This is a genomic window from Lysinibacillus sp. NPDC058147, from assembly GCF_042884205.1.
Lineage (GTDB): Bacteria > Bacillota > Bacilli > Bacillales_A > Planococcaceae > Lysinibacillus.
On sequence record NZ_JBHVUJ010000013.1, the window covers coordinates 51,525 to 73,032 of the forward strand.

Annotated in this window: 21 protein-coding genes and 1 riboswitch; of the genes, 16 read left to right on the top strand and 5 right to left on the bottom strand. The window is 37.1% G+C overall.

What is annotated here, in order from left to right:
- Positions 1 to 3: 3 nt before the first annotated feature.
- The 4 genes from ACFVT8_RS22935 (at position 4) to ACFVT8_RS22950 (ending at position 3,997) form a co-directional block, all read left to right on the top strand.
- On the top strand, positions 4 to 504 hold the full coding sequence (locus ACFVT8_RS22935) for a GNAT family N-acetyltransferase (RefSeq protein ID WP_387085957.1): 501 nt from the start codon (positions 4 to 6) through the stop codon (positions 502 to 504).
- Between the two features lie 519 nt (positions 505 to 1,023).
- Positions 1,024 to 2,058: a Delta(5) desaturase DesA gene (gene desA / locus ACFVT8_RS22940; protein ID WP_387085875.1), complete on the top strand. Its 1,035-nt coding sequence runs from the start codon at positions 1,024 to 1,026 to the stop codon at positions 2,056 to 2,058.
- A gap of 162 nt (positions 2,059 to 2,220) precedes the next feature.
- Positions 2,221 to 3,369 carry a sensor histidine kinase gene (locus ACFVT8_RS22945; RefSeq protein WP_483869509.1) on the top strand — a complete coding sequence of 383 codons (1,149 nt, stop codon included), beginning with the start codon at positions 2,221 to 2,223 and terminating at the stop codon, positions 3,367 to 3,369.
- 16 nt (positions 3,370 to 3,385) lie between these two features.
- Positions 3,386 to 3,997 carry a response regulator gene (locus tag ACFVT8_RS22950; RefSeq protein ID WP_387085878.1) on the top strand — a complete coding sequence of 204 codons (612 nt, stop codon included), beginning with the start codon at positions 3,386 to 3,388 and terminating at the stop codon, positions 3,995 to 3,997.
- 110 nt (positions 3,998 to 4,107) lie between these two features.
- On the opposite strand, the gene ACFVT8_RS22955 is transcribed toward ACFVT8_RS22950, so the two are convergent.
- From ACFVT8_RS22955 to ACFVT8_RS22965, 3 genes are all read right to left on the bottom strand, one after another.
- Positions 4,108 to 5,082, bottom strand: a complete 975-nt coding sequence (locus tag ACFVT8_RS22955; protein WP_387085881.1) for a proline dehydrogenase family protein — start codon at positions 5,080 to 5,082, stop codon at positions 4,108 to 4,110.
- A gap of 78 nt (positions 5,083 to 5,160) precedes the next feature.
- A complete protein-coding gene (locus ACFVT8_RS22960; RefSeq protein ID WP_387085883.1) occupies positions 5,161 to 5,913 on the bottom strand; it encodes an ABC transporter permease in 753 nt (250 codons plus the stop codon).
- Positions 5,910 to 6,641 (bottom strand): ABC transporter ATP-binding protein, encoded by a 732-nt coding sequence (locus ACFVT8_RS22965; protein ID WP_387085886.1) that lies wholly within the window; start codon positions 6,639 to 6,641, stop codon positions 5,910 to 5,912. Before ACFVT8_RS22965 ends, ACFVT8_RS22960 begins: the two co-directional genes overlap by 4 nt.
- 110 nt (positions 6,642 to 6,751) lie before the next feature.
- Here ACFVT8_RS22965 and ACFVT8_RS22970 point away from each other — a divergent pair, with 110 nt between their 5' ends.
- Positions 6,752 to 7,252 carry a methylated-DNA--[protein]-cysteine S-methyltransferase gene (locus ACFVT8_RS22970; RefSeq protein WP_387085889.1) on the top strand — a complete coding sequence of 167 codons (501 nt, stop codon included), beginning with the start codon at positions 6,752 to 6,754 and terminating at the stop codon, positions 7,250 to 7,252.
- 92 nt (positions 7,253 to 7,344) lie between these two features.
- On the opposite strand, the gene ACFVT8_RS22975 is transcribed toward ACFVT8_RS22970, so the two are convergent.
- Together ACFVT8_RS22975 and ACFVT8_RS22980 are read right to left on the bottom strand one after the other, a co-directional pair.
- Positions 7,345 to 8,640 (bottom strand): ammonium transporter, encoded by a 1,296-nt coding sequence (locus tag ACFVT8_RS22975; protein WP_387085892.1) that lies wholly within the window; start codon positions 8,638 to 8,640, stop codon positions 7,345 to 7,347.
- A gap of 13 nt (positions 8,641 to 8,653) precedes the next feature.
- On the bottom strand, positions 8,654 to 8,995 hold the full coding sequence (locus tag ACFVT8_RS22980) for a P-II family nitrogen regulator (RefSeq protein ID WP_387085895.1): 342 nt from the start codon (positions 8,993 to 8,995) through the stop codon (positions 8,654 to 8,656).
- A gap of 312 nt (positions 8,996 to 9,307) precedes the next feature.
- Between ACFVT8_RS22980 and ACFVT8_RS22985 the strand changes: the two genes are divergently transcribed.
- The 11 genes from ACFVT8_RS22985 (at position 9,308) to ACFVT8_RS23035 (ending at position 21,255) form a co-directional block, all read left to right on the top strand.
- Positions 9,308 to 10,768: a nicotinate phosphoribosyltransferase gene (locus tag ACFVT8_RS22985; RefSeq protein ID WP_387085897.1), complete on the top strand. Its 1,461-nt coding sequence runs from the start codon at positions 9,308 to 9,310 to the stop codon at positions 10,766 to 10,768.
- Between the two features lie 22 nt (positions 10,769 to 10,790).
- Entirely contained in the window at positions 10,791 to 11,615 is an 825-nt protein-coding gene (gene nadE / locus ACFVT8_RS22990; protein WP_387085900.1) for an ammonia-dependent NAD(+) synthetase, read from the top strand.
- Positions 11,616 to 11,849: 234 nt separating this feature from the next.
- Complete coding sequence (locus ACFVT8_RS22995) at positions 11,850 to 12,170, top strand: NAD synthetase (protein ID WP_387085903.1); 321 nt, start codon at positions 11,850 to 11,852, stop codon at positions 12,168 to 12,170.
- 468 nt (positions 12,171 to 12,638) lie between these two features.
- The gene (locus ACFVT8_RS23000; RefSeq protein ID WP_387085906.1) at positions 12,639 to 13,277 is read left to right on the top strand and encodes a nitrous oxide reductase accessory protein NosL; all 639 of its coding nucleotides are present in this window, start codon (positions 12,639 to 12,641) and stop codon (positions 13,275 to 13,277) included.
- A 59-nt stretch (positions 13,278 to 13,336) separates the two neighbouring features.
- Positions 13,337 to 14,608 carry a right-handed parallel beta-helix repeat-containing protein gene (locus ACFVT8_RS23005; RefSeq protein WP_387085909.1) on the top strand — a complete coding sequence of 424 codons (1,272 nt, stop codon included), beginning with the start codon at positions 13,337 to 13,339 and terminating at the stop codon, positions 14,606 to 14,608.
- Positions 14,605 to 15,057, top strand: a complete 453-nt coding sequence (locus ACFVT8_RS23010; protein ID WP_387085912.1) for a nitrous oxide reductase accessory protein NosL — start codon at positions 14,605 to 14,607, stop codon at positions 15,055 to 15,057. The genes ACFVT8_RS23005 and ACFVT8_RS23010 overlap by 4 nt, the downstream gene beginning before the upstream one ends.
- Positions 15,057 to 15,869 (top strand): ABC transporter permease, encoded by an 813-nt coding sequence (locus ACFVT8_RS23015; RefSeq protein ID WP_387085963.1) that lies wholly within the window; start codon positions 15,057 to 15,059, stop codon positions 15,867 to 15,869. Before ACFVT8_RS23010 ends, ACFVT8_RS23015 begins: the two co-directional genes overlap by 1 nt.
- Before the next feature lie 172 nt (positions 15,870 to 16,041).
- Entirely contained in the window at positions 16,042 to 16,719 is a 678-nt protein-coding gene (locus tag ACFVT8_RS23020; RefSeq protein WP_387085915.1) for an ABC transporter ATP-binding protein, read from the top strand.
- 230 nt (positions 16,720 to 16,949) lie between these two features.
- On the top strand, positions 16,950 to 17,894 hold the full coding sequence (locus tag ACFVT8_RS23025; RefSeq protein ID WP_387085918.1) for an AAA family ATPase: 945 nt from the start codon (positions 16,950 to 16,952) through the stop codon (positions 17,892 to 17,894).
- Complete coding sequence (locus tag ACFVT8_RS23030; RefSeq protein ID WP_387085921.1) at positions 17,891 to 19,072, top strand: DUF58 domain-containing protein; 1,182 nt, start codon at positions 17,891 to 17,893, stop codon at positions 19,070 to 19,072. Before ACFVT8_RS23025 ends, ACFVT8_RS23030 begins: the two co-directional genes overlap by 4 nt.
- On the top strand, positions 19,069 to 21,255 hold the full coding sequence (locus ACFVT8_RS23035) for a transglutaminase TgpA family protein (RefSeq protein ID WP_387085924.1): 2,187 nt from the start codon (positions 19,069 to 19,071) through the stop codon (positions 21,253 to 21,255). Before ACFVT8_RS23030 ends, ACFVT8_RS23035 begins: the two co-directional genes overlap by 4 nt.
- A 35-nt stretch (positions 21,256 to 21,290) precedes the next feature.
- A riboswitch (purine riboswitch) is annotated at positions 21,291 to 21,392 on the top strand.
- Positions 21,393 to 21,508 lie beyond the last annotated feature (116 nt).

Consider the following 21,508-nt stretch of genomic DNA (forward strand, 5'->3'; position numbering starts at 1 on the left):
ATGATGATTCGATTCATGGAAGAAAAAGATTTACCTGAGGTTTTAGATATTTACAATGATATTATTTTAACGAGCAAAGCCGTTTATCGATATGAAACACAATCGTTAGAAGAAAAAAGACAATGGTTCAAGGAACAACAAACGATCGGTAATCCACTGCTAGTCTTTGATGAAAATGGCAATGTAGCCGGCTTTGCAACATATAGTCAGTTCCGTCCATATCCAGGTTATAAGTACACAATGGAGCACTCTGTATATGTGCATAAGGATCATTATCAAAAGGGGATAGCGTCACAATTAATGCATGAGCTTATTAGAATTGCTAAAGAGCAAGGTGTGAAGACACTCGTAGCGGGCATTGATGGTGAAAACATCGGAAGCATTAAAGTACATGAAAAACTAGGCTTTGAATATGCAGGTACAATTAAAAATGCAGGCTATAAATTTGAACAATGGCTAGATCTTGTATTTTATCAGCTACAGCTAGCTGGACCAAAAGCATAGAAAAGGCATGAAATGTCATATCTTTTCAGGCTGAAGAAAAACTCTATTTTGTTTGCATAAAGCTGTAAAGTAAGTTTAATTGTGAGACTCAATCAGCATTTTGTGAGGTCCATAGTGAGGCTTTCCTTGGATAAAAATTATCAAATATATCTATTATGCTGGATCTTTATGATATTTTAATTATAGCTATATTCTTTTGATTTAGCGTTTCTACTTTTACTAATGTTGAGGAGATGCTGATTTTCACGTAGAGTGGCGACTCCTGCGGGATGAGCTTGCGCTGAAAGCCCCGCAGGAACGCAGTGACGAGGAGATTGAAGCCAAGCCCGCGGAAAGCGCCAACTCGGAGTGAAAATCAACCTTTGTTTATTGATACACATTTTTTATATGTATTCTTTTGAACACAATCTGAAAGGATATGACAAATGTCATATCCTTTTTGTGATGTTTGCTTCTGTTGCTTGATTATACTCTTGTTTTATGATGAGGTCATAAGGAAAAGGAAACGAGGGAGTAAAAATGAAGGCAACAGATAAAGAAAAAACAAAAAGACTGCGCCAGGATGTAGCACCATTTGCGAAATCTGATACAGCTAAAAGTATTTTTCAAATGGTGAATACGATTGTACCTTTAATCGCTCTATGGGTAGCGGGTTATATGTTACTGGATATTTCACCATGGTTAACAGTTGGCTTAAGTGTAATTTCTGCTGGCTTTGTCGTACGAACATTTATTATTTTCCATGATTGTACACACGGTTCATTTTTCAAAAGTAAAAAAGCAAACGACTGGGTTGGTTTTGTAACTGGGGTGTTAACATCATTCCCATATGAAAAATGGAAGCGTGAACATACAATTCACCACGCAACTAGCTCGAACTTAGACAAGCGTGGTATCGGTGATATTGATATGATGACAGTAGAAGAATTTTTACAAGCATCTAAAGGACAACGTTTATGGTATCGTTTTTACCGTAATCCGTTTGTGATGTTCGGTTTAGGACCATTATTTATGGTGTTAATATTAAACCGTTTTAATCGTAAGGACGCAAAACAAAAGGAACGCTTTAACACATATTTAACGAATGTCGTTATTGCTGGAATTTGTATATCTTTAGTTTACTTTATGGGTTGGCAAGCATTTTTATTAGTACAGGGTGTAACATTATTTATTGCTGGTTCTCTTGGTATTTGGTTATTCTATATCCAACATACGTACGAGGATTCTTATTTTGAGCATGATAAAGAATGGGATTATGTAAAGGCTGCTGTCGAAGGTAGCTCATATTATAAATTACCAAAGTTATTACAATGGGCTACAGGCAATATCGGCTTCCACCATGTACATCATTTAGCTCCACGTGTACCAAACTATAATCTTGAAAAGGCGCATAATGAAATACCGCCATTACACAATGCAACGACGATTACGTTACGTACAAGCTTAGAATCATTACGCTATAAGTTATATGATGAAGATCAAGGTAAGTTTGTCACTTTTAAAGACGTTTATGAAATAATTAAACGAAAAGCAAAAGGCAGTTTAGCTGCTTAGTAAAAAATTTTTTCAGCCATCTCTTCTATGAGATGGCTGTTTTCCGTCAATCATATATTGTGGATGAGGCAATTGTACAGCAGTTCACGGTAAAAACTGTGTGCAGGCATAAAATTAATTTTCTTGTTATAATAAGGGAAAAGTAGGAAAGAGCGTGAGATTATGTTGAGGAAATGGCACAGTATTATTCCGAATAGTCCAATGCTCAGTGTATATTTATGGATTATTTTCTGTTTTCTACCGTTTTTCTTCATTTTTAGAAAATCATCTTATATAGAAATATCAATAGGTATTACATTTTTAATGCTATATTTTATTTTCTATCGGTTTTCCATGAATTCGAAAAACGGTCTTGTATATATGTGGATTAGTTTTGAAATGGTTATTAATATCGTTATGACCATATTGTATGGCTATGTGTATTTATCAATTTTCACAGCTTTCTTCATTGGAAATATTCGTAAACCTGTTGGCTTCTACATTATGTATGGATTACATATTGGATTTACGGTTATTTCTACAGGTGTTGGTTTCTTCGTTGAGCTACAATTATTTTTATCACAATTACCATTTGTTGTTTTAACGATTCTAGCAGTTGTGCTTCTACCGCTAACGATTTATTCAAAAACTAAACGCGAAAATTTAGAGGGACAGCTTGAAACTGCTAATGAACGAATAGCTGAGCTAATTGTTTTTGAGGAACGCCAACGTATTGCTCGGGATTTACATGATACACTCGGTCAAAAGTTATCGATGATAGGCTTAAAAAGTGACTTAGCTTCAAGATTAATTGAACGTGATCCACAGCAAGCTCTAACAGAGATTAAGGATATTCGTCAAACGGCGAGTATCGCATTAAAAGAGGTACGTGAATTAGTATCGGATATGCGAACAGCTAGGTTTGAAGACGAACTTATGCGTATTTCTCAAATATTAAAGGCCGCTGAAATGGAGTTTGTATTTGATGGTGATAAAGATACATTACAAGTTCCACCACTTGTAGAAAATGTATTATCTATGTGCTTAAAAGAGGCAGTTAATAATGTCGTTAAGCATAGTGGTGCTACAAAATGTGAAATTGCCTTTCATCAAAATTTTAAGGAAGTATATTTAGTTGTTCGTGATAATGGGCAAGGAATCACCAAAAAGCAAGCTTGGAAAACGGGTAATGGATTAAAGGGAATGCGAGAACGATTAGAATTTATAAACGGTTCTTTTAAAATCGAAAGTGAAGAGGGCACTACATTAACAGTGTCTATTCCAGTGGCGATTACGCATCAGAAGGTCAAAGAAAATCTGAAGAACATTTAGAAAAGAGGATTGTGACATGATACGAATTGTAATTGCTGAAGATCAGGGTATGCTATTAGGCGCACTTCGCTCATTACTTAGTATGGAGGATGATATGGAGGTCGTCGGCTTAGCGAAAAATGGTGAGGAAGCATTGGCGCTTGTTGAAGAGCATCAGCCTGACATTTGTGTTATGGATATTGAAATGCCAGTGAAAACTGGATTGGATGCTGCCGAGGAACTGCATGGCATAGATTCGGATTGTAAAGTGATTATATTAACGACATTTGCAAGGCCGGGTTATTTTGAGCGTGCAAGAAAGGCTAGTGTTCGTGGCTATCTCCTAAAGGATAGTCCGATAGAAGAATTAGTCAGTGCCATTCGCACGATTATGGATGGCAAAAGAATATATGCGCCTGAACTCGTTGATTTTGTCTATGAGGACGATAGCGAAAATCCTTTAACTGACCGTGAGAGCCAAGTCCTGACACTTGTTGCAGAGGGGAAGACGACAAAAGAAATTGCTGCAGAATTGTTTTTATCGGCAGGGACTGTTCGCAACTATATCTCAACTATTTTAGAAAAATTAAATGTTGGGAATCGTATTGAAGCTATTGCACGCTTTAAGGAAAAAGGGTGGAATAAATAAGTAGCTTAGTAACATATCATGTGTTTGAAAAAACAGAGTTTGAAAATCTACAACTAAAGCCAGAAGCTTATTCAACTAAGCTTCTGGCTTCTTTGTGTTAGATAATGACCTTATTTTTTACGTTTTGTTAAACGTCCAAGAACGAATGCACCTGCTGCTACTGCAAGGACTGTGTTCGTTTTTTTCGTAAATACTTGCTTTGTAACAAGATTAAGATTTTGAGGACGCTCCGCTAAACGGCGCATAAAGTAGCCGTACCAATCTTCGCCGAATGGTACATATACACAGAAGTTATAGCCTTCTTTTGCAAGCTCTTTTTGCATATCTGTACGGAAGCCGTAAAGCATTTGGAATTCGAATTTATCAAGTGGAATATTATTGTCAGCTACAAAACGTTTTACGTGTGCAATAACATTATGGTCATGTGTTGCGATGGACGTAAATTTACCATGTAGTAAATGATATTCGATTAACTCGATGAAATTTAAATCAATATCTAATTTATCTTGGAAAGCAACCTCTACAGGCTCTTTATAAGCACCTTTTACGATACGAAGGCGATAGTCCTTGAATTTTTCGATATCGTCCTTAGCACGGTAAAAATAAGACTGGATAACAGTACCAACATTATTAAACGTTTTGGATAGCTCTTCCACCATATCGAATGATGTTTGTAAACGACCATAGTCTTCCATATCAAAGTTAACGAATATATCATATGCGGCTGCTTTTTCTACAATTTCATATAAATTATCGTAGCAAAAATCAACATCAATATCTAAACCTAATTGCGATGGCTTTAGAGAAATATGTGAATCAACGCCGTTTTCATGAATAGCCTCAATAACAGCAAGGATTTGTTCTTTAGCTTTTGTTGCTTCTTCTTCAGTTGAAACAAATTCCCCTAAATTATCTACTGTGCAAGAGATTTTATGTGCGTTAAGCTCTTTAATGCTCGCAATTGTTTCTTCAATATTTGTACCAGCTACTACACTTTGTGCTCCTAATTTTAGTCCGTATTTTTTTGCAGTACTATTTAATAGTTGGTTTTCAGATAAATGGATGAAAAAATCGCGTAATAACATGGTCATTCTCCTCGCTGCATTTCTTTTTTCTTTATTATAACATAATTTAGAAAATAAATATTGTTTTTACTATAACAATTATTTCACTTCAAGTAGTTGCATGCGTTCATTAAAAAGTGCAGGATAGCTTAAAAAACCTATCATTATGCTCGATAATGTCGCTGCTGTGAGCAGGGCGAAAATAATTAAAAGCTGGAATTGAACCGCTTGAATAGGGTCTGCTCCGCCGATTATCTGGCCACTCATCATACCGGGTAATTGAACGAGACCAATTGTTTTTTGGCTTTCGATTGTAGGAATCATACTTGCTTTTATCGCATTCATTAGTTGTCGATGAATGGCCTGTTTTGGTGTGCCGCCAAGCGATAAGATTAACTCAATGTTGTTCTGATGACTTGCAATTTCCGATGTAAAACGATTTAAAAATAGAACCGATAATACCATTGAATTACCAATCATCATGCCGCTAATTGGTATAATATACTGCGCTGTTGCGGGGACAATACGAAAACCAAGTAATACGCCTTGCGTAACAAATTCTACTACAGTGAGAGTTAGCGCTATTTTCCATGTAATACCTTTAATACCTTTTCCTTTTTTACGAGCATTTAGTGTTGCTACTATAATCATTAAAGCAATCATAAGGAAAATATAACTATAGCTTTGAGCATCAAAGACAAACTTCAAAATGTAACCGACGGCAAGTAGTTGAATAATAGAACGAATAGTAGCGATGAGTGTATCTTTTTCAAGTCCTAGCTTTAAGGTTTTTGACAATAGAAGAGGAATTAAAACAAAAATTAACGTTAAGGAAAGCGAAGTATACGTCATGCATTCACCCCCTGTACAAATTCAGCGACACGCGGATTTTTAGGTGCGTTAAGTAAGGAGCTTTTTCCTGTTTCAATTAGTTCTCCGTCCATCATGACCCAAGTGTAGTGTCCGATTGTCAGCGCTTGCTGTAAATTATGAGTGATCCAAATGATTGTGACATTGAACTTTTTATTGATTGTAGCAATAAGTGTCTCAATTTCCTGCACAGATTGACGGTCTAGTGCAGATGTGATTTCATCTAGCAATAAAATGGAGGATTGATTAATAAGTGTTCTTGCTATAGAAACTTTTTGTCGTTGTCCACCAGATAATTTATGCGTTGGGCGTTGTAAAAAGCTTTGATCGAGACCGACATCTCGTAAATATTGGATAGCTTCTTGCTCTGTAAGTTGTTCTCCTTGTAACGAACGAGGAAGTGCAAGATTGTCAAATACAGTTCCTTCTATCATAGGAGCCGCTTGAAGAGCCATGCTCACATGCCTTCTTAAAGCGGTTGGCTCGTATGTAGAAATGTCTTGATTATCAATTAATATTAGACCGTCTGTAGGGGATAATAGTCCATTGCACAATTTAAGTAGTGTTGTTTTGCCAGCACCTGAAGGGCCAACTAATGTGGTGATTTTTCCTTTTGGGAATGAACCAGTAACCGATTTTATTATCATCTTGTCATTCGATGCAAAGGTGACCTGTTGAAAGTGAATAGCAGGCTCATATGAAGTATTCATAAAGTTAAAACTCCTTTATACTAATAGGTAAAATAACTGTAGCATGAAACAAAGGGAAGCTAAAGTTATTTACAAGCAGTGGGTAACAATTAAGTTAAGGGGGATAGATAATGGATGTATTATATGTAGATACATTAACATATGCACAAGGTAGTATGTATATCGTTGCTTCAGATGAAGGTCTTGTATATATCGGAACACCGAATGCACCATTTGAAGAGGTAGAAGTGTGGGCAAAAAAGCGATTTAAAGGCTATCACTTTGAAGAGAATAAAGAAAAGTTACAGAAATATGTTAAGCAATTAACGGCTTATTTTAATAAAGAGCTTATTGAATTTGATGTGCCAGTACATGTCAAAGGGACACCGTTTCAACTAGCGGTATGGGACGCGTTGAAGGAGCTACCATATGGTACAACGACAACGTACTCAGATATTGCACACCGCATTGGTAATCCGAAAGCGGTAAGAGCTGTAGGTAGTGCAATTGGTGCCAATCCAATATTGGCGATTATTCCTTGCCATCGTGTTATTGGAAAAGATGGTAAGCTAACGGGCTTTCGTAGTGGACTAGCTATGAAAGAATTTTTACTGGAACTAGAGAGAGCATAAAAAGAATCTGCAAAACCTTTGGTGAAACAGCTCGCCAAAAAGATTGCAGATTCTTGTTTTTTTGTATTAAGGAAGACGAAATTTATTAAACACTATACATGTTCCTCGTGGACATTGTTAGTTGTTTTACCGAAATGAGTTAAACGATGGGCAAATGTTTCTCCTCGTACTGCAGAGCCTTTGAAGATATCCTGAAACTCATAAGCTGGAGCACCATGTTCGATGACATCTAGGCCAGTGACTTCTTCTTCAGCAGAAACACGTAACGGCACAAATGCTTTTATAATAAGTAAACCAGCTGCTACTGAAATGCTAACCCAGGCAATTGTAGCGATAACCCCTATGGCTTGCACTCCTAATAGTCCAAAACCTCCTCCATAAAATAATCCTTGACCATCAATATCAAACAAACCAACTGCTAGAGTACCCCAAATACCACAGATACCATGGACAGCGATTGCGCCAACAGGATCATCGACTTTTAATTTCCATTCAATGAAGCGGACGCCCTCGACCAATAATGGAGCAGCCATTAATCCGATTATGATTGAACCGGCAATACTAACATTAGCGGCACCAGCGGTAATACTTACAAGCCCTGCTAAAGCACCGTTTAATGTTAGTGAGCCATCGATATGGCCATATCGAAAATTCGTATAAAGGGCAGTAACCACAACTCCTGCAGCAGCTGCGAAAAATGTATTTGCGATTACGCTAGGAACAAGTTTAGGGTCAGCAGCTAATGTTGAAGCGCCATTGAAGCCAAACCAACCAAACCAAAGTAAAAATACGCCTAACGCTCCTAATGGAATACTATGTCCTGTAATAATGTTAACACGACCATTTTCATATTTACCGAGACGTGGACCGACCATTACCGCAGCTATAAATGCCGCAACTGCACCTGTTAAATGAACAACGGTAGATCCAGCAAAATCGATAAAACCAAGATTTGTTAACCACCCTTGGTCACTCCAAACCCAATGACCAACAATAGGATAAACAAGTGACGACATGAGAATAATAACGCCGATATAAGCAAAAATATTAGTACGTTCTGCTACTGCTCCTGATAAAATTGTTGCTCCGGTTGCTGCAAACATCGTTTGGAAAATAAAGAAGGAAAAATCGTCTACACCATTTAAGGCAAAGCCACTCGTACCGAAGATACCGCCAGCTGTATCACCAAACATAATAGCGTAACCACAAAGAAAATAGACAATACCGCCAAGTGAGATAGTTAGGAAGTTTTTCATTATAATATTGACTGCGTTTTTTGAGCGTGTAAAACCAGCTTCAACCATCGCAAATCCTGCATGCATAAAGAAGACTAAAATTGTACCGAGCATTACCCAAACCAAATTTATAGATAATGTTATTTCATCCATATATATCGCCCCCTTATTCTACTGCAATTGATCCGACTTCTTTTGTGCGGATACGAATCGCTTGTTCTACTGGGTAAATGAAAATTTTACCATCACCGACCTTACCGGTTGCTGCCTTACATAACAAAACTTCAACAATAGGATCTACTTTTTCATCATCAACAATCATTTCTAATTTCAACTTCGGTAAAAATTCAACTTCGTAGGTATTTCCACGAAATAAACCTGTACGCCCTAATTGACGACCGCAGCCAGCGATTTCTGTAACACTGAGCCCTGCGATACCTTCCTGTGCAAGTCCGTCTCTGACAGCGCCGAAAACTTCGGGACGGATGATTGCTTCTATTTTTTTCATCAATATCAGCTCCTTGAGTAAATTTAATTTACATGTTAAAACGCTATGAAAAGTAGTGCAATAATTTTTTGAATATTCATGTTATGTTTTATTACATGATATATTTCGGCTTTCGTAATAGTTTGCTGAAAAGGTTTTTAAAAAGGGAATGAAAGCGGTACTAAAAAATGTGTCTAAAATGTGAATGATTTGAAATTTTCTGACTACTCATGTGAGGAAATCTAACATTAAAGTAGGAGGATGTAATACGCAAGATTTTGGGTATATAGTGTATACTAGGACTAATTATCAAAGCGGAAGAAGGGGTTTCTTGTGAGATCAAACTATGCAGATGATAGCTTAGCGCTACACACGGACTTGTACCAAATCAATATGGCAGAATCGTATTGGGCTGATGGTATACATAATAGAAAAGCAGTTTTCGAACTATATTTTAGAAAATTACCTTTTGGCAATGGTTATGCAATTTTTGCGGGGTTAGAGAGAATTCTTGAGTATTTACGTGATTTTCGTTTCTCTGATTCGGATATAACGTATTTACGTGAAGAGGTTGGCTATAAAGAGGATTTTATCGAGTATTTAAAAAATATTCGTTTTACAGGGGATATGTATTCTATGGTGGAAGGAGAAACTGTTTTCGCTAATGAACCAATTATCCGCATTGAAGCTCCATTAGTGGAAGCACAACTCATTGAAACTGCATTACTTAACATTGTGAATTACCAAACCTTAATTGCAACAAAGGCTAGTCGTATTAAACAAATTATAAAAAATGAAGTGGCGATGGAGTTCGGTACACGACGCGCTCAGGAGATGGACGCGGCAATTTGGGGAACGCGTGCAGCGTTTATTGGTGGTTTTGCTTCAACTAGTAATGTGCGAGCAGGTAAACTTTTTAATATACCAGTATCAGGTACACATGCTCATGCACTGGTTCAGGCCTATAAAAATGACTATGATGCATTTCACTCCTATGCAAAACGTCATCGAGATTGCGTATTCCTTGTAGATACTTACAATACGTTAAAATCGGGTGTGCCAACAGCAATTCAAGTTGCTAAAGAACTTGGTGACAAAATTAATTTTATTGGAATTCGTTTAGATAGTGGGGATATAGCGTTCTTGTCAAAAGAAGCACGTCGCATGTTAGATGAGGCAGGTTTCAAGGACGCTAAAATTATCGTATCAAATGACTTAGATGAATACACGATCTTAAACTTAAAGGCTCAAGGTGCAAAAGTAGACGTGTGGGGAATTGGTACAAAGCTTATTACAGCTTATGACCAACCTGCTTTAGGGGCTGTTTATAAAATGGTCGCTATTGAAAATAACAATGGGGATTTAGAAGATACGATTAAAATTTCAGCGAATGCTGAAAAGGTAACGACGCCAGGTCTTAAACATGTATATCGCATTATTGATAGAAAGAATGGCAAGGCAGAGGGAGATTACATTACGATGCAAGATGAAAATCCTCAATCAGAGGAACGAATTAAAATGTTCCACCCTGTTCATACTTTCGTATCAAAATTTGTAACGAACTTTGAAGCTAAAAATTTACATCTTCATGTGATTAAAAATGGTGAAATAATTTATCAAAATCCTACTTTGGAAGAAATGCGCGATTATGCAGCAAATAATTTAGAGTTGTTATGGGATGAATATAAACGTGCCATGAACCCTGAGGAATACCCGGTGGATTTAAGCCAAAAATGCTGGAATAATAAAATGCGCAATATTGAAGAAGTAAGTGAAATGGTCAATCGATTGTAAAACGTAAGGAGTGAAGGACAAAATGACATTACAGCAAGAAATCATTAAGGAATTACGTGTATTACCTACAATTGATGCGCAGGAAGAGATTCGCAAATCCATTGATTTTTTAAAGGAATATGCTCGTCGCTATAGCTTCGTAAAGGGATTTGTTCTCGGGATATCAGGTGGGCAAGACTCCACGTTAACTGGAAAATTAACGCAGCTTGCGATTAACGAGTTAAATGCCGAGGTGGGAGAAGAGAAGTACTCATTTTGGGCTGTTCGTTTACCATATGGTGTCCAAGCAGATGAAAAGGACTGCCAGGATGCAATTGACTATATAAAACCTACGAAAACGTATACGGTCAATATTAAAGATGCAGTCGATGCAAGTGTTAAAGCATTAACGAATGCGGGTATTGAACTAAGCGATTTTGTAAAAGGCAATGAAAAGGCACGTGAGCGAATGAAGGTGCAGTATTCTATTGCTGCCATGAATAATGCTGTTGTGCTAGGGACAGATCATGCTGCGGAGGCAATTACAGGTTTTTACACAAAATTTGGGGATGGTGGTGCAGATTTAATGCCTATCTACCGTCTTAACAAGCGTCAGGGTAAGCAGTTGTTAGCTGTGCTTGATTGCCCGGAGCACTTATATTTAAAGATACCAACTGCAGATTTAGAGGAAGATCGTCCTTCATTACCAGATGAAGTAGCACTTGGTTTAACGTATGACCAAATTGATGATTATTTGGAGGGAAAGGAAATTCCTGAAGAAGCTCGAAAAACATTAGAAGGGCACTATTTACGTTCTCAGCACAAACGTCATATGCCAATTACAATCTTTGATGATTTTTGGAAATAATGTATAAAGTTCATTACTGAAGATGTTATTTGAAAAATATTCCATTATAAGTCAATCCTAGCGTTTGTGATGAATATTTGGGGAAAGAGTGGTAAGAAAAAGTGAAAAATACTTTTTCTTATAGTTCTTTTCTCTTTTTTTTAAGCATTTTGGTTCTGTATTATTAAGTTCAAGCATATAATGTCGATATATATACCTACAAAGTAGATAAAAAGTAAAGGAGGGTAATTATTTATGAGGACTTCTAGAGTAAGTGCGACGACTAGTAGTATATTTCGTAACGAACAACAGTATCTACATGCCGGGGATTTAAGCCATAATTTCGGACAAAATCCGAAACAACAGTTTAAAAATAGTCTGCAAAAGAATAAAGATAAAAAGCATTTAAGTAAAACTAAACAAATTCAGCAGCAACGTCCTAATAATATAGCGGCTAGTTATGTGGACAGTGCTTACGATTTACAAATACGCAATGAATTAAATGAAACTGCCGTTAAGCTAAGTCTTGTCAGCAAGCAAAAGAGGCTTCTCAATAGTTACCGCTCGTCAATATAACATCAAAAATCGAACTCTCTACGTTATTCTGGATGTAGAGAGTTTTTTTATTGGAAAAATGTTGTGGACTTTATATGAGGATAATTTTCGTTCAAACTACTCGGCTTTCCTTTAGACCAAAAATCATTTGTTGCTGTCGCTACGCTTTCGCACAGATAAAACCTGTTGTTGCTGTCGCTACGCTTTCGCACAAAAACATCTGTTTCCCTAACACCCCCCAGTCGGAGCGGAAATCAACTCCTCGTTTTGCCGAAGAGCCATAAATAGGACTTCAATTTCATTGACCTTGAATGTAAGGTGTGAAAATGGAAATTATATATTTTTTATTCAAAATATTTGAAGTCGAGATGTTCAATGAATATTCAAGGTAATTTTTCCGATATTTCACAGCTATTTTCATCTTATTTCACAACTTGCCTGTAAAGTATTTAGTAGCAATAGAAAAAAGAAATATTGGGGGAAACAATTGTGAAAAAAATATGGTTACCTGCACTTGCAGCATTACTTTTACTCGCGGCGTGTGGCGCAGAAAAAGATCAAGTTAAGAAAGAAGAGTCTAAGCAAGATGTTACAACAAGTGAAGCAGAAGCAAAGGATAAAACTACGCAAGTCGCTTCTTTAGTGGATCCACGTTTACAAGAACCAAAAGAAGGCACAATGTGTGAAATGTGTAATATGAAAGTATATTTGAAGGACGAAGATATGGGTGAATTCTCTACTCAAGCTATAAAAGAGGATGGAACAATTGCCTTTTATGATGACATAGGCTGTTTAGTAAATGCCGAGGTTGCAAATAATGAAACGAACGAAAAATTTGTACGTGATTTTATTACAAAAGATTGGGTAAAGGTTGATGATGCAACGATCGTCAAAACAGACCTAAAATCTCCGATGAACTGGGGATATATTTATTTCAACGATAAAGCTGATGCGGACAAATATATCGCTGACAATCCAACTGCACATGTAGAGGAATTACAAAAAATTAAAGACGATGCATTAGAGCGTCGTAATAAGAAAATGAAAGAAAAAGCTGAAAAAGAAGCTAAAGGTGAATCTGATTCTATGCAAATGGAAGAAAAGAAACCTGATGGTCATGGTCATTAATCGAATGGACTAGGGGGAATCCTCTAGTCTTTTCGTGCTTAACTAGGAGGTAAGGCTTGGTGAAAAAAATAGGGTTTGCCTTATTATTTTTTCTATTCATGAGTCAGACAGTATACGCAGATTTCGATGTACAGAAGGCAATCAATGGAGCAAAGCCAGGGGAGGTCGTTCATATTCCTGCTGGTCGTTACCAAGGTAATTTTATTGTGACAAAACCGATAACGCTACAAGGTGAAGAAGGAACCGAACTTATCGGTGAAAGGGATAAACCTGCACTCCGAATTGAAAATACTGCGAATGTCACTGTGGAAAATATAACGTTATCAGGGAAAAATAAAGTGATTGTTGCTAATACTGTAGATGGACTGGAGCTACGAAAATTACAAATTAAAGATGTTCATACAGGTGTCCATATACAACGTTCTAAAAATATACACGTACATGATATCAATGTGACTGGTATCGAAGGTCATTATTCGAAAAAAGGTAATGGGGTGGCTGTTTTCAAGAGTGAAGACATCACCATCGAAGGGAATACTATTGAGCAAGTGCAGGACGGAATTTATATAGAAGAGGTCAAGCATATTGTTGTTCAACGTAATAAGGTGACAAGCAGTCGTTACGGTACGCATTTTATGTATACAAGTAACGCTAAAGCACTTTTTAATACATATGATCAAAATGTGACTGGCTTTATGATTATGATGACAACAGACATATTCCTTGAAAATAATATAGTAGCTAATCATTTTGATTTTAATGGCTACGGTATGCTGCTGTATGATGTACAGCAAGCAAAAATTAAACATAACACATTCAAAAATAATCGAACTGGTGTTGCGATGCAGAAAAGTTCTAATATCCGAATTAAAATAAATGATTTTCAGATGAACCAAACAGCCCTTGAAGGTACAAATATAAGTGGCGATACAATGGCTAGTAGTAATAACTTTACAGGTAATATTTTAACGGCGCGCTCCGATAAACAAGGCTTTCAACTAGTAAGTAATTATTATGATGATTATTCAGGGATTGACTTAAAAGACAATGGTATCGGTGATATTCCGTATGTGGCTGTGTCAAGCTTTGGACAATGGATGGTACGCCAACCTGTTTATCAATATTTCGTGGAATCTCCGAGCGTCATTTTACTAACATCGCTGGATCAGCAAATAAATAAAACTGAAAAGAACATGCTTGTTGATAATACTCCACAATTGGCGGTAAAGCATGTGAACGAGAAGAATAAGATAAATGTGGTGCAAATGCTAATAGGCTTATTCTTGACATTAAGTAGTTTATGGCTATGGAAAAGAGGAATAACAGAATGAAAAAACGGATGATGATTGTCATGCTATGTTTTGGTGTTTTGATGGGGTGTAGTGAAAAAACATATGAGCCTCGTGAAATAGTTAGTGAAACCGATGTTTGTAAAATTTGCAATATGAGTATAGTTCACAATGCATATGCTGGTCAGATTGCGTTGAAGAATGGTGATTATGAGATGTTTGATGACATTGGCTGTCTGATGGAATATATAGAAGCGAATGGAGAAGGTGATATTGGAGCAGCCTTTATTAAAGATGCAGTAAAAAATGAATGGATTGACGTTTTTAACGCTGTTTATGTATACAACAAGGATTATTGGACTCCGATGAACTATGGGGTAGTGGCGCTCGATTCGAAGGAAGCAGCACAGGAGTGGATGACTACAGAGGGACAAGGTCAGCTGCTAGCCTATAAGGATTTACACGATTTTAAATGGGGGATCCATGAGTGATGTATAGCATGCTTATTAAACTAGAATTAAAGCAAATGCTCAGAAGTCGTTGGATGCAACTTGTTGGCATACTGTTCACATTCGTTTTTACAGCTATCATTGTCATTCAGCAAATGGCATTACCAGATGTAGAGGGTTTTACTCGACAAACAGCCTCGTTTTTAAATGTATTGTTGTTTTTATTGCCTCTGTTTATATTAACGATCGGCAGTATGAGTGTCGCTGGTGATGTGGAATCAGGATGGTTTTCATTATTAAAGACATATCCGATGACACGGACGCAATATATTGCAGGAAAGTATATTGCCTCTGTGCTTGCCTTTTTATTAGTCGTTGTCGTGGCGTTTGGCGTGATTTTAGCGCTTGGTGGATTTCTTGGCGGAGTGCGTTTGCCATTTGTTTTCATTATTCTAACTTTGCTATGTATCTTCATTTTTGTGTCATTGGCCATTGCTGTGGGAGCTTTTGCAAAAACAAGATTATTTGCACTGTCGTTATCACTTGTTTTTTGGTCCATTTTTTTATTGCTAATCTCTTACTCTTTAATGGCTATTGGAACTGTCGTGGCAGGACATATTCTTCAAAAATTGACGATTATAGCAATACATATTAATCCTGTGGAGTGGCTGCGCTTTGGTTATTTTATTTTTACAGATCAGGCTAGTGTGCTTGGACCAGCATTTTATAAAGTAACGCAGTTCTATTCGTCACCACTAGGTTACGCTGTATACGTAGCTGTGACAATGCTTTGGATAGTTTGTCCGTTAGCTTACACTAGCTTTCTTTTATCTTTTTTCAGTGAAAGAAGATAAGCCTCCGGCGGATGTCACAGAATCGGAAAGGAGTGCTTAGAGGATGTTAGCCTTAAATCATCGCATCCATACGATAACGGCTAACTGACCTGCATCACGCAGGCCAAAGCACAAAGCTGATTCTGGACGCAATTATGCCGAGGCATAATTGATAGAAAGGGGACAGAAGATAATGCTATTAGAAACAAAGAAATTATCAAATATCTATGATAATAATAGAGGTCTTCATGAAGCCTCCTTTTCTTTACAGGCGGGGCGTATTTTAGCGCTTGTAGGAGGAAATGGTGCTGGAAAGAGTACTTTAATTCGCCTGCTAACTGGACAGGAGAAGCAAAAATCAGGAGAAATAATATGGCATAAACCACAAGCTATTCGATACATGCCTGACGATGTGGACTTTCCCTCTATGTTAACAGCTGCAGAAATTTTGCAGCTACTTGCCTCTTTAAAGAAAATTGGAAACAAAGGACAGGAAGATGTACTGAGACGTGTTGCTTTATGGGATGTTCGTAAACAAAAAGTGAAGCATTTCTCAAAGGGGATGCGTCAACGGCTAAATCTCGCTCAAAGTTTACTTGGCGAGGGCTCTCTGCTTATTTTAGATGAGCCCACAAATGGTCTTGATCCTTATTGGATTGCAGAGCTGAAAAAAATGATGCTAGAGGAAAAAACAAGGGGCTGTACTGTAATATTTTCTACGCATTTGCTTGCTTTTGCGGAGGAAGTAGCAGACGATGTATTAGTTTTACATGAAGGAAACATACTTTTTTCTGGTGAATTAAAGGAAATACTTTTACAAGAAAATTCATCTTCGTTAGAGAATTTATGGTTAAAAAAATTAAATTTGTAACATTTTGATAGGTAATGACGTTATACTAAAAGATAGGTTTGTTTGAATTATATTCAGACAAGCCTTCTTTTTCATGCTGAAGCAGTATTACTTTTCTCGATAAGTGCTTAAACTAGCAATAAAGGAACGTCTCATATAATTGTGTTACTAAACATATTTCGTTATTCTTGAAGAAGTTATCATGCAATTCGAACAATTGTTAAGAATGAAATAGGAGGTTTTTTTGATTTATGAATTCACAAATACAAGATGTATTAGAAAATATAGAAAAAGTAATGATAGGCAAAAGAGAAGTTGCAGAACTCAGTATAGTAGCTTTGCTAGCAAGAGGACATGTCTTGCTTGAGGACGTACCAGGTGTCGGTAAAACAATGATGGTGCGAGCACTGGCTAAATCCTTTGATGCACAGTTTAAAAGGATTCAATTTACACCTGATTTATTACCATCAGATGTTGTAGGGGTATCCATCTATAATCCGAAAACGTTGGAATTCGAGTTTCGACCTGGTCCGATTATGGGTGACGTAATTTTAGCTGATGAAATTAACCGTACATCTCCAAAAACACAATCTGCTTTACTTGAGGCGATGGAGGAAGCATCTGTCACTATTGATGGTAAAACCTTAATAATTAATCAACCATTTTTCGTTATGGCCACTCAAAACCCAATTGAGCATGAGGGAACATATCCGTTACCAGAAGCACAGCTTGATCGTTTCTTACTAAAAATAAAAATGGGCTATCCTTCAAGAGGTCAAGAAGTGGAGATTCTTCGCCGTGCTGAACATGGTAAACCGATTGAGAAAATTGAAGCAGTGCTAACGGTTGCGCAATTAAATGAATTACAGGAGCTTGTACAGGGTGTGTATGTTGAGGATTCAGTCAAAAACTATATGGTCGAACTAGCAGCTCAAACAAGGGAAAATAGCTATGTATATTTAGGCGTAAGTCCTCGCGCAACGATTGCTTTAATGAAGGCTTCACAAGCTTATGCATTTATAAAAGGGCGTAGTTATGTTACTCCTGATGATGTTCAATATTTAGTACCGTTTGTTTTTAGTCATCGTCTAGTATTAAAACCAGATGCTCGTTATGATAACGTAACGGCAGAGGAAATTATTGAGCGAATTATTGCAAAAACACCCGTGCCGACTAAGAGGTTTGCAGAGCAATGAAGAAATGGCAAGCTTTAATAGAGAAAAGTAAACATTTCTTATTAGTATCTTTGTTAATAATCATAACGTTTTGTTATGCCATGTTCCAAGGTGGGTTTGTCAGCTGGTTTGTATTTTTTACAGTTAGTCCGTTTTTGCTATACGCATTTATTTTTTTACTGGTGAAAGAAGATATTTTGCTAGTGGAACGCAAAATTGAGCCCTCTCATGTTGAGAGTGGACAATCTACTAAGGTTACCATTACGGTAGAACGAAAAACACGCTTTCCGTTTGCTTATATGATGATGGAGGAACTTGTGAACAGTGAAGCCCTTGTTCAATCGAGGGTTCAAGGAACGAATACCATTAAGTTCGTTGGCTTCAAGAAAAAATTTAGCTGGGATTACATGTTGGAAAATATGTCCCGTGGCGAGCATCGTTACTTAGGTGTTAATATTGTTTTCTGTGATTTTTTTGGCTGGGCAAAAAAGCGAGTTGTGGCAGAAAAGGAACAAGTCATTTTAGTTTACCCGAGAGTACGCGAGATGAAGTATGCCGCGCTTCAAACAAAATTTGATGTTGGTACAATGATGTCTCCTTATTCGATTGTGAAGGATACATCCATGGCTGTTGGCTTACGTGAGTATGTTCCAGGTGACCGTTTTTCATGGATTCACTGGAAATCATTTGCGAAAACACAAACGTTGCAATCTAAGGAATTTGAAGATCGTCAATCACAGGAGTTAATGTTAGTACTCCATGCCGGAAAGTCTCCGTTATTTGAAGAAAAAATTGAGCTTGTGGCATCGATGCTACAAACAATTGTCGGAGAACGTGGAGATATTTCATTTACTTCAGCTGGTTCTAAAACGAAGGTGTTTCCGATTATCCAAGGTAATAAACAGCTAGATCAAGTAATGCATCATTTAGCTGCTATAAAACCTGCTGAAACTGTCAAATTTCAATTACGAAATCAGCAAGTGTTTAAGCATATTGCAACATTACTGTATGTGACGAGTGAAGTATCAGATGAATTACTTCATTCTCTTGCAACTATGGTGAAAAGCTGTATTTGTTTTGTAGTGGCGGAGCAGCCACCTATGCAAACAGAGCTGGCGAAACGTTATAAGCAAATTCAAGTTGTACATGTAAATCCAACAGATTATTACCATTTGTTCACGGAGGTGATGAAGCCGTGAAAAAATCACTAGGAGATTTTATAGAATTAGCAATAGCTTACGTAATTATTTTCCTAATTTTACGTGAATGGCTTATTCCTGTAATGGAGCTAACAAATACAGGTTTGTTTCATTTATTTTTAGTTTTTATCGGTCTATCATTGATACTCAGCTTATTTCAAGTACATCCATTGTTGTCGGGGTTAGTGAAATTTGGTTATATTACTTGGTTTATAGTGTTTGTTTATAGTGAAAGTCCCTTTATATCAGGACAGACATTACCATTTCTAATGCATGAATGGAAATGGAATATGACGACTATTCTTTCGGGCGATTTTGGACAAGTATCAGATTCATTTAGAACGGTGCTATTCCTTGCGCTTGTTTGGATGTTAATTTACCTAATTCATCATTGGATTACTGTGCGGAAAAATATATTCTATTTCTTCGCGTTAACGGTATTCTTTATTGCCACTCTAGATACGTTTAGTGATTATGATGGAAAGGTAGCAATTGTTAAAGTTACAGTGCTTGGATTAATCATGACTGGCTTGCTTTTTGTTAAGCGCTTATGGCTTCAAACAGATGCGCCGAGCAATGTAATAGGAAAGTGGAAACTGGTTATTCCAATGATCGTTTCGGTAATGCTTGTAAGTTCAGTGGCCATCTTTTTACCTAAGACAGGACCGACCTGGGCTGATCCAGTGCCTTTTATTAAAGGGGTTGCAGGGCAAGGGAATTTTGGAACAGGTGCAAAAACGGTTGGTTACAGCGAGGATGATAGTCGATTAGGAGGACCGTTTCAAGGTGATAATACACTAATTTTTACTGCAGCTTCCCGTGATCGCCATTATTGGCGTATAGATACAAAGGATACTTATACTTCGAAGGGTTGGATTCTTTCGGAGGGGAACTTTGGCAAAAATGTCTATCAAACCAATAGCCCTATCCAAACTTCGTTACAAGTGGGATCTCCTGAAAAAGAAAGTCAAATTCAAATAGACATTGCTTCTCCAATGCCATTCTTATTGCAAACGTATGGCATGATATCTGTTTCTGCCCAAGATTCACCGCTGTTTATTCAGGATGAACACACTGAAAAAATAGCAATAGAACAACAGAATGGCGAGTCGAAATTATTAACTAACTATACGATCTCTTATAGTGAACCAGAATATAGCATGAAGCAGCTTCAAATGTCTAAAACATCCACGTTAGAAACATTAGATTCGTCTTTTGATCGTTTTTTACAATTACCAAACACACTTCCACAACGTGTAGTGAATTTATCGAAAGAAATCACGCAAGATAAGGCTTCGGTATATGATCAAATAAAGGCAGTTGAAAGATATTTTTCATCTCATGGCTTTAGATACGATAAAAAAGAAGTAGCAATTCCAGCTGAGGGTCAAGATTATGTTGATCAGTTTTTATTTGATACTAAAGTTGGCTACTGTGATAATTTCTCAACATCAATGGTTGTTCTCTTACGTTCGGTGGGAATACCCGCACGTTGGGTGAAAGGCTTTGCACCTGGTAAGCCTGGTCGAATAACAGATGGTTTACAAGAGTATCAAATTACAAATGATAATGCACACTCATGGGTCGAAGCATATGTACCCGGGACAGGCTGGATGGAGTTTGAACCGACAATTGGATTCACGGGGAATGTGAATATTGATTATGATATTGAACAAGAAACTCCTCAGCAGGAGCAAGTACTGCAGCCAGAAAAAAAACAAGAGCAACCGAAGAAGAAAGAACAAGCGCCGAAGAAAGAAACTTCTAGCTCAACGTCGTTTAGTTTTGATGCTATATGGACATGGGTGAAAAAGCTTACTTATGTATGGATTGCGCTAGGCGTTTTAATAATCATCGCTAGTATAGCTTTGTTTATGCAACGCAAAACGTGGATACCTAAAATGCAAGTACGAGCATTTCGTAAAAAAGAAGCGGACTGGACAAATTTTGATGCTTCATATCATGCTTTAACGAAGCAATTATCTCGTATTGGATTACGCCGGAAAGATGGCGAAACATTACGTGCATTTGCTACAAGAGTAGATGAATCGCTAGAGACTGATGAGATGCAAAAACTGACTGCTGTATATGAGCAACATATTTATGGCAAAGATAAACAAGAGGTTGATTTTATGAAACTGAAAGAAAGTTGGGAAAATTTAATCAATCGCACTATCAGTTGATTTTGATGGGTACAAAGAGTAAAATGAAAAAAATTATATATGATGAGGATTGCTTTCATATAAGTTCGATAATAAGGTTCGGATGTTTCTACGAGATCACCGTAAATGATTTCTCTATGAAGGTGAATGTTTTGGTTAGGTGAGAAGGTTAGAAATCACTTTTCTTTGTTACGCATTCGCCTTTATAAATCAAGAGCTTATGAACGCGTAGGAAGTTTTTACTTTCATACGCGTTTTTCTTTGAACGTATGAA

Excerpts from the sequence above, each read along its gene's own strand:
- ACFVT8_RS23025 (WP_387085918.1), top strand. The coding sequence starts at position 16,950 with ATGAATTCACAAATACAAGATGTATTAGAAAATATAGAAAAAGTAATG.
- ACFVT8_RS22975 (WP_387085892.1), bottom strand. The coding sequence starts at position 8,640 with ATGGATGAAATAACATTATCTATAAATTTGGTTTGGGTAATGCTCGGT.
- ACFVT8_RS22970 (WP_387085889.1), top strand. The coding sequence starts at position 6,752 with ATGGATGTATTATATGTAGATACATTAACATATGCACAAGGTAGTATG.
- nadE (WP_387085900.1), top strand. The coding sequence starts at position 10,791 with ATGACATTACAGCAAGAAATCATTAAGGAATTACGTGTATTACCTACA.
- ACFVT8_RS22980 (WP_387085895.1), bottom strand. The coding sequence starts at position 8,995 with ATGAAAAAAATAGAAGCAATCATCCGTCCCGAAGTTTTCGGCGCTGTC.
- ACFVT8_RS22945 (WP_483869509.1), top strand. The coding sequence starts at position 2,221 with ATGTTGAGGAAATGGCACAGTATTATTCCGAATAGTCCAATGCTCAGT.
- ACFVT8_RS22955 (WP_387085881.1), bottom strand. The coding sequence starts at position 5,082 with ATGTTATTACGCGATTTTTTCATCCATTTATCTGAAAACCAACTATTA.
- ACFVT8_RS23020 (WP_387085915.1), top strand. The coding sequence starts at position 16,042 with ATGCTATTAGAAACAAAGAAATTATCAAATATCTATGATAATAATAGA.
- ACFVT8_RS22960 (WP_387085883.1), bottom strand. The coding sequence starts at position 5,913 with ATGACGTATACTTCGCTTTCCTTAACGTTAATTTTTGTTTTAATTCCT.
- ACFVT8_RS22965 (WP_387085886.1), bottom strand. The coding sequence starts at position 6,641 with ATGAATACTTCATATGAGCCTGCTATTCACTTTCAACAGGTCACCTTT.
- ACFVT8_RS22995 (WP_387085903.1), top strand. The coding sequence starts at position 11,850 with ATGAGGACTTCTAGAGTAAGTGCGACGACTAGTAGTATATTTCGTAAC.
- ACFVT8_RS22935 (WP_387085957.1), top strand. The coding sequence starts at position 4 with ATGATTCGATTCATGGAAGAAAAAGATTTACCTGAGGTTTTAGATATT.
- ACFVT8_RS22950 (WP_387085878.1), top strand. The coding sequence starts at position 3,386 with ATGATACGAATTGTAATTGCTGAAGATCAGGGTATGCTATTAGGCGCA.
- ACFVT8_RS23030 (WP_387085921.1), top strand. The coding sequence starts at position 17,891 with ATGAAGAAATGGCAAGCTTTAATAGAGAAAAGTAAACATTTCTTATTA.
- ACFVT8_RS23015 (WP_387085963.1), top strand. The coding sequence starts at position 15,057 with ATGTATAGCATGCTTATTAAACTAGAATTAAAGCAAATGCTCAGAAGT.
- ACFVT8_RS23010 (WP_387085912.1), top strand. The coding sequence starts at position 14,605 with ATGAAAAAACGGATGATGATTGTCATGCTATGTTTTGGTGTTTTGATG.
- desA (WP_387085875.1), top strand. The coding sequence starts at position 1,024 with ATGAAGGCAACAGATAAAGAAAAAACAAAAAGACTGCGCCAGGATGTA.